Genomic DNA, 16,238 nt, shown 5'->3' with positions numbered 1-16,238 from the left:
CATGATTCCTTATGGGCGTCAATCCATTTCACAGCAAGATATTGATGCCGTGACCGATGTTTTACAATCTGACTTTCTTACTCAAGGGCCGCAAGTACCTCGATTTGAAGCTAATATAGCCGCTTTTACACATTCGAAATTCGCAGTAGCAGGAAATAGCGCAACATCATTATTGCATGTCGCTTGCCTTGCCCTAGGTGTGACCTTTAAAGACACTGTCTGGACAAGTCCAATATCTTTTGTTGCTTCATCAAACTGTGCTGTTTACTGCGGTGCGACTATAGATTTTGTTGATATTAATTATGAAACAGCCAACCTTTGCCCAAAAGCATTGGCAAAAAAGTTATCACAGGCAGCATTAAATAATAGCTTACCTAAAGTTATTATAGCGGTACACATGGCTGGTCATAGCTGTGATATGCAAAGCATTGCGCAACTGGCTCGTCAGTATGGAGTTAAAGTCATCGAAGATGCTGCACACGCAATAGGTGGCAGGTATCTTGATTTCCCTATAGGTAGTTGCCAGTTTAGCGACATTACTGTTTTTAGTTTTCATCCAGTCAAAATTATCACTACAGGTGAGGGAGGCGTTGCAACGACTAATGACGCTAAACTTGCAGAAGCGATGAAACGTTCATGCAGTCACGGCATCACTAAGCAGTCTGAAGAGTTAATTAATTCGGATGAAGGTGACTGGTATTATGAACAACAATCATTAGGTTTTAATTATCGTATAACTGATTTACAGGCTGCTTTAGGCAATAGTCAATTATCATCGCTTGAGAGCTTCGTTGAAAAAAGAAATAGTTTAGCTAAACGTTATGTTGAACGATTAAAAAACACCAATGTTCAAATTGTATTACCTCTAGAAGAAACGGTTAGTGCCTATCATTTATTCATTGTTTTACTGCCCCAAAAAGTTGACCGTAAAGAAGTATTTAACGAAATGAGGCAAGCAGGAATAGGTGTGCATGTGCATTACATACCAATTCACCTTCAACCTTTTTATCAAGAGTTAGGTTTTACAAAAGGTGATTTCCCTCAAGCTGAGTCATATTATCAATCGTGCCTGACGCTACCCATTTTTCCAAGTTTAACCGAAATTGAACAAGACTTAATTTGCGAAAAACTCAAGGGGTTACTTAATTGAAAATAGCAATTATTCCTGCTCGTGGCGGTAGCAAACGAATTCCTAAAAAAAATATTCGTCACTTTTGTGGAAAGCCTATCATCGCCAGATCAATTGAGGCAGCTGTTGAGTCAGAGTTATTCGATCATGTGATTGTGTCGACTGATTGCTTTGAAATTGCAGAGATAGCGAGAAGTTATGGTGCCACGACCCCCTTTATGAGACCCGCTGAGTTATCTGATGACATGGCGACAACCCGTGTAGTCGTCAATCATACTATTAATTGGGTGATTGATAATGTGGGCAAGGTTGATCATGTTTGTTGTTTATATGCCACAGCCCCATTTGTTACAGCAGAGGCTTTAAAGCTGAGTTTTGACCAATTACTCAATATGGGGACCGATTTTTGTTTTAGTGTAACCAGTTTCGCTTCAGCGATTCAACGTGCCCTTTATATGGATGATTCCGGTCATGTAAAAATGTTTGCTCCTGAGCATCGACAAAGTCGTTCTCAGGATCTTATTGAGGCTTACCATGACGCAGGGCAGTTTTATTGGGGTAAGTCTGAGGCATTTTTAAGAGGCGATATTATGTATTCAGAAAAAGCGACTTCATATATCGTCCCAAGATACCAAGTTCAAGATATTGATACAGAAGAAGATTGGCTGCTTGCTGAGCGTTTATTTTTAGCTGGAAGCATGTGACACAGGTTTTAATCCGTACCGATAGCGGACAACATATCGGCAGTGGTCATATCATGCGCTGTTTGACTATAGCCAACTCATTGTCCAGAAAAGGGGCTATTGTCACTTTCTGTTGCCGTAACCATAGTGGTCATCAGGCTAAAGTTTTGGAAGGTTTTAATGTTTTACAGCTTTCTGAATCAGCGCAATATATCCAAGGCGATGGAGATTACCCTCATAGTCATTGGTTAGGATGCACTGAAGCGCAAGATGCCGAGGACACATTAGAAGCTGTCAAGCATAATGGAATTAAACCTGATTGGATTATTGTTGATCATTTCTCTTTAGGTGCACAGTGGGAGTCTCGAGTTGCAACAGAGACTCAATCTCAAATTGTTGTAATCGATGGTTTGAGAGATAGGCCTCATCAATGTCAGATGCTAATAGATCCTACTCTACATAGTCGTTCTTGTTCGCCGAGTGACGGAAGAGTATATATAGGACCTTGGAACATACCGCTTCGTGAAGAATTTAGAGGTGTTAATCCGAGTTTAAGAACACAGCTTAAAAAGGTGTTTGTGTGTTTCGGTGGTGTTGATAAAGATGATGTAACAGGCCAAGTTTGCCAAGTGTTATTGCAGCGTTCACTTCGTCAGGAGTTGGATAGAGTCGATGTGGTGGTGGGGGCTTCGTATCCCCATATTGAGCGACTCGAAGCTTTATGTCGTCAACATGCTAACTACTTGAACCTTGAGGTTCAATCTTCGCAAATATCGCGGTTAATGGAACAGGCCGACTTAGCAATAGGTGCTGGTGGCGGTATTTCTTGGGAGCGCTGTGCTGCTGCTTTACCCGCTTTGTGTTGGACGATTGCGGACAATCAATCTGTACCTAATGAACAATTAGCTAAGTTAAATGCAATCATGAACTTAGGTAAAGTAACAACGGCATTAGAACAACAGCTAGAATCGGCTATTTGGTCATTAATAAATCAACCTAATCAGCTGCAGTTAATGTCACAGAGTGCAAAAGAAGTGATGCAAGGATGGCAAAAAAGAAGTGTGTGGATGGCAGAGTTAATTAACTGAGTTATTCGTAATCAGGAATAAAAGAATATGAGTAAAAAGCGAGTGGTCATTATCGGCGGCGCAGGCAATGGTGCAGTCTTAGCTCAAATCATTATGGATATGCAGCGCGCGGGCGATGCAATAGAGCTAGTGGGTTTTCTTAATGACCATCATAGCGCTGGTGAGTTACTTTTCCACTGGCCTGTACTAGGGAAGTCTTCTCAGTGGCAAGAATTAGATAAAGATATTTTATTTGTATTTGCGCTATTAAGCGTGGGGAAAATGCGTGAGAGAGCAGATTTATTAAAATCTTTAGCTATTCCTTCGAGCAGGATGGCAACTTTAATCCATCCTAGTGCGATGATAGGTTTCGATTCTCAAATTGGCGCAGGGAGCGTGATTTGCTCACAGGTATCGATTCAGCCGCAGGTGAACATAGGCGAAAACGTCTTGGTAAGAGCGGGAGCTAATATTGGACATGATGTGCAGGTATCTAATTATGTTGATATTGGCCCGAATGTTTGTCTTTGTGGATATAGTAGTTTGAGCGAAGGCGTTCATGTTGCAGCAAATGCAGTTGTACGTGATGGGTTAAGCCTTGGTGCTTATTCAGTAGTTGGTGCAGGTTCAGCACTGTTAAAAGATGCTGGCGAAGGTTCGACTTGGTTAGGGAATCCTGCCCGCCGAGTTAGCTAAGTAAAAGGTGGTTAAATGTTCGAATTTAAAGGTAATCGTAATTATTTACATGGAACAGATTTTTATTTGTTCACTGTTGAGTATGCCAAGAAGAACTATCCAGAAGGAGCCAGACTGACACAACTTAGCTTTCGAAAACTTGCTCGTTGTCAATGTGAATTAATGACACAAAAACCTGAAACAGGAACAATTGTAGCAACAGGAAAATTCCATCTAACCGATGGGACTAAAGTCCCGTTTTGGTGGGTTGAAGGTAGTGCTTCAGTCGAAGGACGCTATGAGTTTGATGAAGATGGATTAGTTGCTAACGCACAGATGACAACTCATCCAGCAACAATCAATATGCTTAAACCTTCAGGAAACTATACCTGTATTGAAGTGCTCGTTGCCTTAACTAAGAAAATGCACAATGAGATCGCGCGACCAAGCAAAGGGAAGTGGTTATTTGGCCAACTAAACCTTACGAAAAGTTTACCGATACAGTATGAAGCAGCAGAAATTAGGCTTCAGTCGATGTTACATGACAAATTTTCGGTTTCTGAAGTATGGCTGGATGGACAATTAATGGGGCAAATTAGGTTTATCGTGGAGGGGCAATAATGGATATTGGCATAAAAGCGGTTGCAAGTTACATTCCGTCTACCGCAATTGATAATCTAGAGCAGGGGCGTCAATTTGGTGAATCTGCTGAGTTTGTTGAGTCTAAACTTGGCGCCCTTGTTTTACCTCGAAAAAGTCCGCAACAAGAATGTTCAGATTTATGTGTTGCAGCTATTGAACAACTAGTAAAACAGCAGCCCAGTTTTGAAAAAGACAAAATCGATGCTCTTATTGTTGTGACTCAAAATGGTGATGGTGAAAACATTCCTCACACAGCAGCCATAGTACAAGAAAAAACAGGCCTGCCGAAAACAATAGCCGCTTTTGACGTGTCTTTAGGCTGTTCAGGTTATGTTTATGGTCTTTATATCATCAAAGGCTTACTGCAAGCTGCAGGGCTCAAGCAGGCATTATTAGTGACAGCCGACCCCTATTCAAAAGTCATTGACCCTGCAGACAGGGTCACTTCAATGTTATTTGGAGACGCCGCAACCGCGAGTTGGATTGGTCATGAACCTGTTTTTAAACTGGGTTCTGTGCTGTTTGGAACTGACGGCAATGGAGCAGAAAGTTTGCAAACAAAACAAGGCATTTTGTCAATGAATGGCCGACAGGTGTTCAACTTTGCTTCGGTGAATGTGCCTAAACATATTAAAGCGTTGCTAGAAGATAGCGAAATGTCTGAGGCTGATATTGATGCTTTTCTTATCCATCAGGGAAGCGCCGCGATTGTGGACACGATTTCGAGGCGTTTTAAAGACAAGAACCGCTTTATTAAAGATCTCAAAGATACTGGTAATACCGTTTCATCCTCTATTCCTCTTCTTATTGAAAAGCACGCGATGAGTAGTGAATGGAACAATATTGTGTTGAGTGGATTTGGTGTGGGTTTCTCCTGGGCCAGTGCATTAATTCATAGATAATAAGGAGGCCATTATGGTCAATTTAGAAGTAATTAAAAAAGCGCTAGAAGAATCTGGCGCAGTCGATCTTGAAGCGCTAGCACTTGATGTCACTTTCGAAGACGCAGGATTTGACAGTCTAGACATGTTTAATTTATTTGTGGAACTTGAGCAACTTACAGGCCATCAAGTTTCTGACGAAAAGGTTGATGAATTGACCACACCTGCTGCTTTGATTGCTTACTTTGATAGTTTAAATGACTGATTGGCTCCCGAAAAAGGCCATCATCATTGCTGAATTATCAGCCAATCATAATGGTAGCTTAGAAAGAGCTTGTGACACTATTAGAGCTATGGCAGCTTCTGGTGCCGATATTGTAAAGGTTCAAACATATCGCCCTGAATCATTATGTCTTGATATTGATAATGACTACTTTGGTAAGCGCAAAAAAGGCTTATGGAAGGGGAGGACGTTATGGAGTCTTTACCAAGAAGCCGCATTGCCTTATGAATGGCATCAGCCTTTACAAACTCTTACCCATGAGCTGGGGATGGAGTTTTTCTCAAGTCCATTTGACCTTGAAGGGGTGGACTTTTTAGAAAGCCTTAATGTGCCATATTACAAAATTGCCTCCTTTGAAGTTAACCATATTCCCCTGATAGAAAAAGCAGCACTAACAGGTAAGCCACTTATTATCTCTACCGGTGTTGCTGATGATAAAGATATCGAACTAGCCCTTAATACTTGCTTCAAGGCTGGTAACTTTAACGTTGCTTTACTTAAGTGCACATCTCAGTACCCAGCAAGCTTAAATGATGCCAATCTGAAGATGATCACCGATATGCAGCAAAGATTTAAGGTACCCATAGGATTGTCAGATCACACAATGGGCTCACTAGTCCCCATGACTGCAGTGAGCCTAGGGGCAAGAATCATTGAAAAGCACTTTACCTTAAATCGAAATGATGGCGGCGCCGATGGCGCGTTTTCTATGGAGCCCCATGAGTTTCGAGAAATGGTTGATCAGATCAGAGCTGTTGAGTCCTGTTTAGGTGAAGTGAGTTACAAAGTGACTGAAGAAGATAAACTACGCCGCCGTTCGCTCTTTTATTGCCGAAATCTATCCGCTGGAGAAGTGATTGGTGAAGAGGATATAAAAGTGCTGCGTAATGGTAGTGGCTTACAGCCTAAATATATGGAGCAGTTATTGGGTAAAGCCTTAGAACGCAGTGTAAAAGTGGGTGAACCTGTACTTGCAGATGACCTGCCGAATAAAGATGACTGGCAAAACTAGATACAGTAATGAAAGGATGTTTTTCCATGTGGACTGAACAGATTGAACTAATTAGCACAGATATGAAGCAAGCTGATTCCAAATATTTGCCTACCAGCTTTTGGCAATTTGGTGCTAAAGGTTTGCAGCAGGATATTGAAACCAATGGCATTGAGAACTTTCGGGGGCTGAAAAGTGCCTTGTCATTCTTTGTTCCTACCTATACTTTCCATGGTTGGGCATCATCACCTGCAAAGTAACAGGAAATGATGACACTGTGCGAAACGCACTTATCAGGAAATCAAAAAGCAATCCTATCGATGCAGGACTTCTTGTCTGGTGAAAATCATGCAAGAAGTGATTTTCGAGTTTACAAAGCGAGCGATAGTAATAAAAAACCTTTCACTGATAACTTTAATGAAAGCTCAGTTGGCTCACCTGTTGAGCAATTTGAATTTGAACATCGTAAGTTTAGTCGTTCAAGTTTAAACTATTTATTAAGTCTCAATTTTTTAAAGCAACAACTCGCTGATGTACCTATTAAAAAAGTATTAGAAATTGGCGGTGGTTTTGGCTCGTTAGGTGAAATCCTGTTGAGTGATGAGCGAAATGACACTTTTTACTTAAATGTTGATATTGCACCCACTTGTTTATTTTCAACATACTATCTTCAGTCTATTTTCGGTCAAGATAATATTGCTGATTATAAAACCCTGACAACTTGTGATGACTTCTCACTAGAAAATCTATCAAGTCAGTTTCAAGGTGCGGTAATGTGCCCTTGGCAGCTTCCAAAAGTGACCGGTGAGCTGGATTTGTTTGTTAATTTTATCTCGTTTCAAGAAATGGAACCGGACATAGTTGAAAACTATTTGGGTCATGTGTCGCGATTAAACTGTAAATATGTGCTTTTAAGGAACCTAAGAGAAGGTAAGCAACTTGCCATAGATGGAAAACGAGCAGGTGTTAAAAAGCAAATTAAGGGAGAAGATTATGATGTTTTCTTACCTGATTATGAATTACTTGCCACCAATGTTCATCCATTTGGCTTTGAAACCATAGACGGTTTTCATTCAGAACTGCGTCTGTATAAACGTAAGAGCTAAATCGGGAATAAAGAAAGGTTGGTATGGTCTCCCCACAAGGACTCGAACCCTGATCGATCGCTTAGGAGGCGACTGCTCTATCCTGTTGAGCTATAGGGAGACTGTGCGTAATTATACAAGTTTTCTTTTAGTTTTAAAGGTTTTATAGCTATTTGTTAAATACTGACTGGCTTAGCTGTTTATCTTTTAGCCAAAAGTGCAGGGTAGGGGATAAAGCTTCATCAATTTATGAATGATTATGGCTTATTTAAAGCTGATATAAACTCAGTTTCTGGCTTAGTTTTTAAGTAATATGGGTAGCTCATATTCTAAATAATCAGCTAAGCATATCCAATCATGCTTTTCCTGAGATGCAAGGATCTCAGGCAGTATTTTCATAATATTAACTGCGTTATGATGATTTTTAAGTAACGGTTCGAGTAAGTTTATACACTCTCTAAACTGTTGCGACGCACTTGCTTCTTGGCCTAATCTAAATTTAATGGCTGTCGAAATACATAAGGTAGATAGCTCATTTTTTGCAGCATCTGCATTCGAACCATGGTTATTATGTTGATTGGTTTTCATATTACCGACTCCCTGTAAGCCACTCCGTTTATTTTGGCGCCGTCTTTAGTAGATTTATAAAATTGGACTTGAGGTTTCGATTTTATATACAGTTCAAGGTATCGAAGGTAAGCCCTGAAGTTGAGGTCAGTGGCGACTTTATTACCATTACCATCTAGAACCCAATGTTTATTCGAATAATTAATGGAAGGACCTAGTTCGCCATCTTTCCAAAATGCATGGGTTTTATTATGTGGATAGCTAAAGTCACATCCATATAGATTAATCTCTGTGAGCCCGAGTTGAACAGCGAGATCAATTGCTGGATGTATAACGCTGCCATTGGTATAAAGTCTTATTTTTGGCATGCGTGAGTGTAGGTCGTCAAAGGTTGCTCTGTTTGTATAAGCGTTATATTTTTTTCCGCCCCATTGGTTAATGACTATGGGATCTGTATTTGGAAAGTAAACTAAAGATATTTTTTCTGACAGATTTTCTGGTAAGTGCTTTAGAGTAATATTTTTATCAATAGTGACAACAATATCCGGAATGATCCCTTCATTTTCTAAGGCCATAAGCGCCGTATCAACAGCGATCATTAATGGTCTAATTTTAATGGGTAATTTACGCTGTTTTTTTAGAATCTTATACTGACTTTCAAGGGTTGGACCTGTGGCGATGATACTTGCAGCTTTTTGATAAGGAGCTATCACTATTTGTTCGGCACTAGGATCTCTTTGTAGAGCAATCATATTTTGGGTATGTCGCGCTATCATTTTAGCATCATTTACTTGGTGCTGGTTATTGGCGAATTCTCGATTGTTTTCTAAAACCAAGAAATCTCTTAATACACTATTAGCTTCATCTGCCAGCGCCAAATCAGGGGTGATAGCAATATAGTTCTCTGCTAATTGATATTGTGACGGAATAAATAAATTAACTCTTGAGTCTGCTAGCCATTCACTTTGGTCTGTGTAGGTGAGTAATAATGCGAAAAGACTAAGGTTTAGTGGTGCTACATTAATGATGTTTAGATTGCTCTTATCAATGAGCAAGCTGGGAACATCTCCCATACCAACACCATAAAGAGTGACCGTATTACAATTAGTATCTAATTGGTCTATGTACAGTTGCGCTTCAGCCATGCGGTTGTGTCGGCTACTTAATTGAATTCCATTTACACTAATTGTTTGAGTATTCCCTGTTACAAGAGATGCAGAAAAATTCTCTATTGAATTTTGATCTAATTGAGTTGCCAGTTTAGGCCACCGCTGCTTAATTATATTTAAATTAGATAGAAATAGTTCACTCACTTTGGGGACTTACCTTATGTCATCAGGCTAATTGTGTTAGATAGTTGGATGCAGTTAAATTGTCAGGATTAAACGATAGTATTTGTTCAAAAGCTGATTTGGCTCCGTTTATTTCACCTAGGCCTGCGAGAAAAATACCAAGTTTGATTAAAGTGCTCTCATCGGTAGGGTATTTATCTAAAAAGTCCAAATACATGTCTAATGCTTGTTGGTTATTACCTTGTAAAGATAAAATATGAGCATGTTGTGGTAGATATTCATCGCTATATTGTGTGAGTTCACTAAGCGTTTTCTCTGCTAAATCAAGATCGTACAACTTCAGTGAAAGAAATAGAATTTGTTTTCTCTCTATTTCAGTTAACTGAACATCTGCAATTTTCTGTACTGATTCTAGGGCTAATTCAAAACGTTTTTCGATGATATAAAGATAATGCTCTGCTAAATGGAATAATCTGTCCGCCGTTTCATTTTCTTTCATTAAGGGCTCTAAACCCTTCAATAGTATTCTTAAGCCTGTGGCATTATTATTTTTTTGGAGGTCTAATATTTTTGTTTGAGTATTGACCAGTGATTGATTGGATTTTTGCATTGAAAAGTAAGGATGCGATAGACTCGTCAATTGTTGATGGTAGTTTTCTTGTAGTGCTTCTATTAGATGAGTGTCCTCCTTTGAATAAGATATTTTAGACTCTTCAGTTTGGGATGCTAGCCAAATATTGACTCTGCCTGGCTGATTATATTTGAGCCAGCCTTTATGCAGCAATGAAATTGATGCGGTTTCTTTTAATTCTTCTAGTCTCAACTCAACATAATCAATAGATTCAGCAATTGAACCAATTAAAGTAGAACTAATGACTTTAAAAGCATTGTAATATTGGTAAGTCATGTCATTCATCTGATCAACAGTCCAATCCTCAGTATCTTTTGTGGTTAAAAATTTAGAAAACTCATAATAACCATAGAATTTGATAGCATTGGTGTATTCGGCAAAATTGTTTTTTAATGTGTTTTCAATTGACTCAATTTTAGCGTTTATTTTTTGATGTTTCTTTGGTGTTTTTCTATTACTTACTAACTCTGAGTTCAATTCAATAGCTTTAATACATAGGCAATTTATTCTTTTGAAGTCAGTAAGTGCTGATGAAAGTTCATCATGTTTTTTCACAAAGAATTCTGCTTGGCTCGAACTCAATTCATCCACCAGAGCTAACAATTGCTGTGGATTTATGTTAGCAGGAATAATCTTGACGCTATCAATCGGTTGGTAATCGATACCATCAACTTGAGCAGCGTTTATTGATAGGTTAGATATTGTAACATCAGGGTAAGATTGAGCTTCTTCCTGGAGTGCTTGTGCTGCATAAACCAGCTGTATAGGTGTTTCTGCTATTTCACCTGCATAGGTTTCTACCCATTCGTTAATGGCACTATTACTGGTGCCAGCTTGAGCCTCAACAGTTCCTTGTGCATGAGTAATTCCATTATTGGAATGGCAAAAATCAACTCCAGATAACAGGATATTTTTAAAACCATATTCTATGGCAATTCTTAATGCACTATTAGTAACAGTAGGTCCAATGGTTGGAATATTATTTGGCTCGTTTACCCATGGTAAAGCCTCTCCTATATAGAGAGATGTCCCTTGCCATTGACTAACAATTCGGTGATTAACATGATGAGAAGTAATAAATAAACTTTCTTTGGAAAGCGACATCATGTCTCGGTTCACTTCAAAGCTATGCTCTTGAGGATCAACAGAAACAATAATATGTGCTGGAATTCCTGCTTTGGAAAGTATTGCAGCCATCCGAGACACTGCAATAATGAACAAATCTTGATAGTTGTTTTTTATCCAAGCTATATGGTTATCAAAGGATGGGCCTCCACCAACAATGATAGCCATTTTTCCCGTAAATTTATTATTTAATATCGATGCAGGGATATGATTATCACAAACATTCTTTAGCTGTTGTGTTACAAATATTTTCTGTGTAAAACAACTTTTCTGCAGTGATGTATGCTGAGATATTATCCGATGTGCTGTATTGAAAAATTCAATATATTCTTCAATGATGCCGGATGAGACTGCAAGAGAAAGCGTGATAATTGATTGATTCTTTATTAAAAAGAGATCGTCTTGACTTGATTCTAAGTGTTCAGACAATTGTTCTAGATTAAATATTTTTATGTAGCTACTTTTATTTTTTGGTATATCTACGTTAAGTAAACTTAGGACTACAGGTAACTCTACAAAAATATATTTGCTACCACTTGGTCTATCATTCTCTAATATATAGTTAACCAATAAGCCTGAATCAAGACCAAAAATAATATGGAGAGTATCCTCTTTAAAAATGTCCCTGCTATATTTTTGTTTATATAGTGTTTTTGAGTCAATTTTTTCAAATGTATTTCGATTTACACTGGGTAAGTAATACTCACCAAACTGGCTGATAGAAAATTGATTTTTAATCACTGAATGTGTATCCATATTTTTGCCTTTAGTATTAGCCATCTCAATATATTTAAATCTTAATCACGATATCTTGTATTTGAATATTCCCTGTTGCGTCTATGCCTTGTAATACTGCGGTGGCACTTTCTTCTGATACTTGATCAATGGTGACTGTTGCGCGGTTTGGTGTGGCAACGGCGCGCATTAAATTCACTCTGTCAGGGATGTTTTGTTGCAATACAATTTGAAAGCTATCACCGGCTCTCACATGGTGCTTACGGCCTAAGTTAATAATTATTCTATTGCCTTGTTTAGCCACAATTTGTCCCAGCAGTGGGCGACAATTTAGCAAATTATCAATGTCAGCAGTGCTTTGCTGCATAAGCTGGTTAACCGTTTGGCCATAGCTTGAGCGCCAAAAACGTTTAGTGGTGGGTGATACGGTTTCGTCACGTTCAAACTCCCACTGCGCCTGTGCTGAGTAATCTTTACTCCAGACTTTTTCACCGCTAATAGCGTGATACAAAGTTAACTTAAAGCTGATTTGTCTTTGTGGATAGCTTGTAAATAAGCCAAACATTAATCCTGAGGTGGGCTCGGTTGACATATCGAGGATTTCTGGTTGTAAGATATATTGGCTATCGGTGATTTCGCCTAACCAACTTGGGATGCGATTACCTTTAAAATTGATTAACTCATTGCTGTGATCTAGTGCTTCATCGGCGTGAATGCGGGCAAAGCTATTATGGGAGTGACTATTTAGTAGCACGCCATACTGTTGTGATAGTGCTTGAGTAAAGTTTAATAACTGACCATAACGTAATTGAGCGCGATCTTGAATACTGGCCTGAGGCACCATTATTGCCGCTCTTAATTGCTGACCTCGGCATTGCTGAGCTGAGTCGTCTTGAAGATCTAATCTTAGTAATACAGTAATGTCAGTGCTGGTGAGCATTTCAGATACCAGTTCAATATTATTGTCTTGTCCTATATGACTAAACTGAAATGCATCTTGGCTTAACTGCCCCTGACCCATGCTGTATTGGCTATTAACGTTAACACCAACCCCAGCTTGCATGCTGGCATAGCTTAATGCTTGGCTTATTGCCGCTTCACGGGCTTTGTCGACATTACCATTGATGATATTCGCATGGCCTGTTACTTCAATAATTTCAGCTTTTAACGGCAGACTCAAGATACTGACAAACAGCAATATGGCTGCGGAGTAGAGTCGCTGGGTTGTTTTACTGCATATTTTCATATTAATCACTTGCTTAAAGATAACGATGAACGACTAATACAGTGCCAAGTTTATGGCGTTAAAGTACTAGGAGCGATTGTTTGAGAATAAATGCAAAGAATGTGCCTGTTATTGGTTTTCAATATATAAGTCGTTAAGCCAATGCTGAAAGGGATTAATTATCTAAAGTTTTTATCCTGATTGCCGATAGTGTTTTTAGAATTCATTTTTAACCTTTAGGCCTCAAACGCCTTAGCCCATAGCAATGCTTGAGTTAAATACAGGAATGCAATATGCGCCGAATTGGTTTACTTCCAATCATGATGTTGATGACAGCTTGTGCTGGCTCACAACCGACAGAGTATGATGATTTATCTTATGTCAATGAAGGCTATGAGATGAATTTTTGGTATGAGTCTGAGCCCAAAACGGATCATGTTATTCACTACGATATTCAGCAGTCAGGCATAGCGCCCAAAGCTGGGGTTAACCGCTTGGCGGAAAAAATTGTCAATGAATTAGTGCTACAAAACGACAGCTTACGAGCTGATCAACCACTGCTGATCACCACACCTGTCATGCTTGATGATTACGGACAAACTAATTTGCTGGGGCAGCAATTGCAGCAAGGCATGTTGACTGCATTTCATGCCAATGAATTTAATCTTGTTGATATGAATGTGGCTAGTTCACTTCGCGCCACTGCGGAGGGTGAGTTTATTTTAACCCGCGACTGGAAGCAGCTTGCCACAGATTTAGCGGTATCCCATGTGGTCGTAGCCACCATGGGCACTACCTCAGAGGGTGTGGTGGTCAATGCCAGAATTGTCAATAATAGCAATAATCGAGTAGTGTCAGCGGTACAAACCTTTGTTAAAACCCACAGCCTGCCAGGCTATTTAACACCTGCCAATAAGGTGATTTCAAAAGACGGCATCTTGTATCGAAACGAGCATGCAGGTATGGCAAGCGTGACTATTTTAGGAGATAACCAATGAAGGCAATACTGTTTGCAGCCCTGACAGCAGCACTCACCTTGTCCGGGTGTGCGGTAAACGACAAGTATGTGCAATGGGAAACCGAGGCGCCTAAACAATTTCCTAAACTAACCGCTATTGGTTATGCGCCGTTAGCAACGCAACCGGCAACAGAGCAATCTCACAAGGTGTTAATGGCGATGCAAGCGTCTAAAATTGCCGCTTATCGTGAACTGGCTGAGCAAGTGTATGGCCAGCAGATTGATGCCAGTAGCCAGGTCGATGATTGGTTGCTGAATAAGCAAACCGTTACCGCCAGTGTCTCGGGCATGATTAAAGGCGCTAAAGTGGTCAAAAGCTATCCGGCTGGTGATATGTATGTGACTGAGTTAGAACTGGATTTTTCACAGGTATGGAGCCTATATCAGCAGCAAAATAGGCCTAGAACGATTAAGCATGTGACTTACTTTTAGTTAAATTTAATTATTTAAATCCAGTCATTTAAATTAACTTAACTGAAGAACAAAAAAAACCGCTCTTTGAGCGGTTTTTTGGTTTTTAAAACACAATCTAGCAACTCGCAGGGCAGTTAATTACCGCCTCGATTATGCTTTAAGGTTTTGCCCTAAAGAGGAAATCGTTGAAGTTCGGCCTTTGTCATTATAGGTCAGGCTTGATGCATTACGGCTCATTTGCAGCGCTTGAGAGAAGCGATTAAGGCTGGCTATATTAAGCTCAATTAAGCTGGCATTTTGACTATTGATGGCCTTGCACTCGTCTAGAATCGCTTTGGCTTCTTCGACTTTAACAATGAGTTCTGGCTCAGCGTTTAATAATGCTTTTTCTGGGTGAGAGGCTAACTTTTCATCATTAAGTTTGAGGTTGTTTAGGCAGTCAACCTTGTCTTTTGCCAGTGACAGTAGTTTATCTGCGTCACGTTCAGTAAGGGCTAATTTTTCTTCAGATACAAGTAATTTCAGCGACGACAAGGTGTCGTGCTGAAAAGATAACAGCTGTAGTAATTCAGTCATAAGTTACTCTTTATTAAAACCCACATTACCCGTTAAGTAATGTGTGGCCGATAATATCAAGAGTAACGATGAGGTTACTCTTGGTCGAAATTTAATCCGTCAAGATCAGCTTCAAAGCTAGCAATGTTAGCAGCTAACTTTTCAGGATCGACTTTGTAGCGACCTTCTGAAATTGCTAATTTAATTGCATCAACTTTGCTTTGGTCAACTTCTGGTAAAGATGCCATATTACTCTGCACTCCCTGCAGCTGCTGCGCTTGTGCAGTAATACTGACCGAATCCGTTTTTACTGGGGCAGCCGTGGTCTTAGCCGCTGAGTCAGCTGTTTGCGTTGTTGCTCCTGCGTCGCGATTGGTGCGCAACTGAGCATGAGAAGCTGTTTTTAGATGGTTAATATCAATTGCCATGTGAGGCTCCAGCGTAATGTTAGGGTTTTCCAAACAGGTTATCGGCCTTGTCAGAAAAAACTTTAGAATATTTTACATTCTAACTTCAACTTCGCCAACGCCTGTGACAATGACATCTAATCGCCTGTTAGAATTGCTATTTCTGACTCTAATAGCATCGCCAATATTACCATCTCTTAGTGCTTCTCCGGCAGTTTTTATTTCAAATGCGTTTGTTTTAGCATAAATAGATACCGAATCTCCTTTGCAAACAAAGCATAAATTATTGTTTAGCAAAGGCGCTTTAGCTGACACACGCCTTTTTGAGCGGGTACCGAGTAATTGTGAGATCTCAGAAAAAAACTGCCCGCGGATACTGTGTTGGTCAACATAGTTAATTGCCACATTATCTGCTGTGATTAACTCACCTTTTTCAATAATTCCCAATGCTGTCACCACTGGATACATAACCTCAACTTTAACCGAGATAAACATTTGCCATGGGTAGTCATAGTCAGGGCTGATACAGCTAATTTTGACTGTGTTGGTGCGGCTAATTTCGCGGTCACTGGCCATTTCAACACTAATGGGTGGCAAACATCTTGGCGGTGTTAATCGGCCATCAAGATTTTGCGGGCTAATGTTGATCACCGCATTGGGCTTTTTAGCAATTTTTTTTGCTACTACCTCTTTAGCTAATTCAGTAATGGTCGATAGAGAGTAAGTTATGGTGGCATCTTCACTGGCGTTAACCGGTAAAGATAAAAAAATAATGATCAATAGTAGAATGTTTTTCTTCATAATATTCTAACTAGCTTGATTGGCCAGGTTAC

At 39.7% G+C, this 16,238-nt stretch carries 19 protein-coding genes and 1 tRNA gene; 12 read left to right on the top strand and 8 right to left on the bottom strand.

Going from position 1 to position 16,238, the window contains the following annotated elements; all coding sequences use genetic code 11:
* Position 1: 1 nt before the first annotated feature.
* The 10 genes from pseC to Q4591_RS05335 are packed head-to-tail and all read left to right on the top strand — an operon-like array spanning position 2 to position 7,457.
* Positions 2 to 1,150 (top strand): UDP-4-amino-4,6-dideoxy-N-acetyl-beta-L-altrosamine transaminase, encoded by a 1,149-nt coding sequence (gene pseC / locus Q4591_RS05380; RefSeq protein ID WP_102528965.1) that lies wholly within the window; start codon positions 2 to 4, stop codon positions 1,148 to 1,150.
* Positions 1,147 to 1,833: a pseudaminic acid cytidylyltransferase gene (gene pseF / locus Q4591_RS05375; RefSeq protein ID WP_303459799.1), complete on the top strand. Its 687-nt coding sequence runs from the start codon at positions 1,147 to 1,149 to the stop codon at positions 1,831 to 1,833. Before pseC ends, pseF begins: the two co-directional genes overlap by 4 nt.
* Positions 1,830 to 2,900 (top strand): UDP-2,4-diacetamido-2,4,6-trideoxy-beta-L-altropyranose hydrolase, encoded by a 1,071-nt coding sequence (gene pseG / locus Q4591_RS05370; protein WP_303459796.1) that lies wholly within the window; start codon positions 1,830 to 1,832, stop codon positions 2,898 to 2,900. Before pseF ends, pseG begins: the two co-directional genes overlap by 4 nt.
* 27 nt (positions 2,901 to 2,927) lie before the next feature.
* Complete coding sequence (locus Q4591_RS05365) at positions 2,928 to 3,575, top strand: NeuD/PglB/VioB family sugar acetyltransferase (RefSeq protein WP_303459793.1); 648 nt, start codon at positions 2,928 to 2,930, stop codon at positions 3,573 to 3,575.
* Between the two features lie 15 nt (positions 3,576 to 3,590).
* Entirely contained in the window at positions 3,591 to 4,175 is a 585-nt protein-coding gene (locus Q4591_RS05360; protein WP_303459791.1) for a hypothetical protein, read from the top strand.
* Positions 4,175 to 5,098 (top strand): ketoacyl-ACP synthase III, encoded by a 924-nt coding sequence (locus Q4591_RS05355; RefSeq protein WP_303459789.1) that lies wholly within the window; start codon positions 4,175 to 4,177, stop codon positions 5,096 to 5,098. The genes Q4591_RS05360 and Q4591_RS05355 overlap by 1 nt, the downstream gene beginning before the upstream one ends.
* A 13-nt stretch (positions 5,099 to 5,111) precedes the next feature.
* Entirely contained in the window at positions 5,112 to 5,342 is a 231-nt protein-coding gene (locus Q4591_RS05350) for an acyl carrier protein (protein ID WP_102528971.1), read from the top strand.
* On the top strand, positions 5,335 to 6,372 hold the full coding sequence (gene pseI / locus Q4591_RS05345; RefSeq protein ID WP_102528972.1) for a pseudaminic acid synthase: 1,038 nt from the start codon (positions 5,335 to 5,337) through the stop codon (positions 6,370 to 6,372). The genes Q4591_RS05350 and pseI overlap by 8 nt, the downstream gene beginning before the upstream one ends.
* A gap of 26 nt (positions 6,373 to 6,398) precedes the next feature.
* Positions 6,399 to 6,611 (top strand): hypothetical protein, encoded by a 213-nt coding sequence (locus Q4591_RS05340; RefSeq protein ID WP_303459783.1) that lies wholly within the window; start codon positions 6,399 to 6,401, stop codon positions 6,609 to 6,611.
* A gap of 6 nt (positions 6,612 to 6,617) precedes the next feature.
* Entirely contained in the window at positions 6,618 to 7,457 is an 840-nt protein-coding gene (locus tag Q4591_RS05335) for a putative sugar O-methyltransferase (RefSeq protein ID WP_303459781.1), read from the top strand.
* A 24-nt stretch (positions 7,458 to 7,481) separates the two neighbouring features.
* On the opposite strand, the gene Q4591_RS05330 is transcribed toward Q4591_RS05335, so the two are convergent.
* The 5 genes from Q4591_RS05330 to Q4591_RS05310 all read right to left on the bottom strand — a co-directional run bounded on the left by Q4591_RS05330 (position 7,482) and on the right by Q4591_RS05310 (position 13,032).
* A tRNA-Arg gene (locus Q4591_RS05330) sits at positions 7,482 to 7,557 on the bottom strand.
* A 176-nt stretch (positions 7,558 to 7,733) separates the two neighbouring features.
* Positions 7,734 to 8,024, bottom strand: coding sequence for a hypothetical protein (locus Q4591_RS05325; protein WP_303459779.1), 291 nt, complete (start codon positions 8,022 to 8,024; stop codon positions 7,734 to 7,736).
* Complete coding sequence (locus Q4591_RS05320) at positions 8,021 to 9,316, bottom strand: motility associated factor glycosyltransferase family protein (RefSeq protein ID WP_303459777.1); 1,296 nt, start codon at positions 9,314 to 9,316, stop codon at positions 8,021 to 8,023. The genes Q4591_RS05325 and Q4591_RS05320 overlap by 4 nt, the downstream gene beginning before the upstream one ends.
* Before the next feature lie 22 nt (positions 9,317 to 9,338).
* Positions 9,339 to 11,807: a 6-hydroxymethylpterin diphosphokinase MptE-like protein gene (locus Q4591_RS05315; RefSeq protein ID WP_303459774.1), complete on the bottom strand. Its 2,469-nt coding sequence runs from the start codon at positions 11,805 to 11,807 to the stop codon at positions 9,339 to 9,341.
* 34 nt (positions 11,808 to 11,841) lie between these two features.
* A complete protein-coding gene (locus Q4591_RS05310) occupies positions 11,842 to 13,032 on the bottom strand; it encodes a flagellar assembly protein T N-terminal domain-containing protein (RefSeq protein WP_303459770.1) in 1,191 nt (396 codons plus the stop codon).
* Positions 13,033 to 13,304: 272 nt separating this feature from the next.
* Here Q4591_RS05310 and Q4591_RS05305 point away from each other — a divergent pair, with 272 nt between their 5' ends.
* Both Q4591_RS05305 and Q4591_RS05300 read left to right on the top strand, forming a co-directional pair.
* Positions 13,305 to 14,009, top strand: a complete 705-nt coding sequence (locus Q4591_RS05305) for a FlgO family outer membrane protein (RefSeq protein WP_303459768.1) — start codon at positions 13,305 to 13,307, stop codon at positions 14,007 to 14,009.
* Positions 14,006 to 14,461 carry an LPP20 family lipoprotein gene (locus Q4591_RS05300; protein WP_102530793.1) on the top strand — a complete coding sequence of 152 codons (456 nt, stop codon included), beginning with the start codon at positions 14,006 to 14,008 and terminating at the stop codon, positions 14,459 to 14,461. The genes Q4591_RS05305 and Q4591_RS05300 overlap by 4 nt, the downstream gene beginning before the upstream one ends.
* Before the next feature lie 132 nt (positions 14,462 to 14,593).
* Here the strand turns inward: Q4591_RS05300 and Q4591_RS05295 are convergent, their stop codons facing one another.
* The 3 genes from Q4591_RS05295 to flgA form a co-directional block, all read right to left on the bottom strand.
* Positions 14,594 to 15,019: a flagella synthesis protein FlgN gene (locus Q4591_RS05295; protein ID WP_102440679.1), complete on the bottom strand. Its 426-nt coding sequence runs from the start codon at positions 15,017 to 15,019 to the stop codon at positions 14,594 to 14,596.
* 74 nt (positions 15,020 to 15,093) lie between these two features.
* Positions 15,094 to 15,426: a flagellar biosynthesis anti-sigma factor FlgM gene (gene flgM / locus Q4591_RS05290; RefSeq protein ID WP_102440678.1), complete on the bottom strand. Its 333-nt coding sequence runs from the start codon at positions 15,424 to 15,426 to the stop codon at positions 15,094 to 15,096.
* Between the two features lie 72 nt (positions 15,427 to 15,498).
* On the bottom strand, positions 15,499 to 16,206 hold the full coding sequence (gene flgA / locus Q4591_RS05285) for a flagellar basal body P-ring formation chaperone FlgA (RefSeq protein ID WP_102440677.1): 708 nt from the start codon (positions 16,204 to 16,206) through the stop codon (positions 15,499 to 15,501).
* Positions 16,207 to 16,238 lie beyond the last annotated feature (32 nt).

The sequence above is a fragment of the Shewanella sp. 3_MG-2023 genome (assembly GCF_030548765.1).
Taxonomy (GTDB): domain Bacteria; phylum Pseudomonadota; class Gammaproteobacteria; order Enterobacterales; family Shewanellaceae; genus Shewanella.
This window is presented reverse-complemented; position numbering and strand designations above follow the sequence as displayed.

Bases quoted from the DNA above. Each gene is read 5' to 3' on its own strand.
- pseC (WP_102528965.1), top strand. From the start codon at position 2: ATGATTCCTTATGGGCGTCAATCCATTTCACAGCAAGATATTGATGCC.
- flgA (WP_102440677.1), bottom strand. From the start codon at position 16,206: ATGAAGAAAAACATTCTACTATTGATCATTATTTTTTTATCTTTACCG.
- pseI (WP_102528972.1), top strand. From the start codon at position 5,335: ATGACTGATTGGCTCCCGAAAAAGGCCATCATCATTGCTGAATTATCA.
- Q4591_RS05300 (WP_102530793.1), top strand. From the start codon at position 14,006: ATGAAGGCAATACTGTTTGCAGCCCTGACAGCAGCACTCACCTTGTCC.
- Q4591_RS05305 (WP_303459768.1), top strand. From the start codon at position 13,305: ATGCGCCGAATTGGTTTACTTCCAATCATGATGTTGATGACAGCTTGT.
- Q4591_RS05315 (WP_303459774.1), bottom strand. From the start codon at position 11,807: ATGGATACACATTCAGTGATTAAAAATCAATTTTCTATCAGCCAGTTT.
- Q4591_RS05350 (WP_102528971.1), top strand. From the start codon at position 5,112: ATGGTCAATTTAGAAGTAATTAAAAAAGCGCTAGAAGAATCTGGCGCA.
- Q4591_RS05310 (WP_303459770.1), bottom strand. From the start codon at position 13,032: ATGAAAATATGCAGTAAAACAACCCAGCGACTCTACTCCGCAGCCATA.
- Q4591_RS05335 (WP_303459781.1), top strand. From the start codon at position 6,618: ATGATGACACTGTGCGAAACGCACTTATCAGGAAATCAAAAAGCAATC.
- Q4591_RS05355 (WP_303459789.1), top strand. From the start codon at position 4,175: ATGGATATTGGCATAAAAGCGGTTGCAAGTTACATTCCGTCTACCGCA.
- Q4591_RS05360 (WP_303459791.1), top strand. From the start codon at position 3,591: ATGTTCGAATTTAAAGGTAATCGTAATTATTTACATGGAACAGATTTT.
- Q4591_RS05340 (WP_303459783.1), top strand. From the start codon at position 6,399: ATGTGGACTGAACAGATTGAACTAATTAGCACAGATATGAAGCAAGCT.
- Q4591_RS05295 (WP_102440679.1), bottom strand. From the start codon at position 15,019: ATGACTGAATTACTACAGCTGTTATCTTTTCAGCACGACACCTTGTCG.
- flgM (WP_102440678.1), bottom strand. From the start codon at position 15,426: ATGGCAATTGATATTAACCATCTAAAAACAGCTTCTCATGCTCAGTTG.
- Q4591_RS05325 (WP_303459779.1), bottom strand. From the start codon at position 8,024: ATGAAAACCAATCAACATAATAACCATGGTTCGAATGCAGATGCTGCA.
- Q4591_RS05365 (WP_303459793.1), top strand. From the start codon at position 2,928: ATGAGTAAAAAGCGAGTGGTCATTATCGGCGGCGCAGGCAATGGTGCA.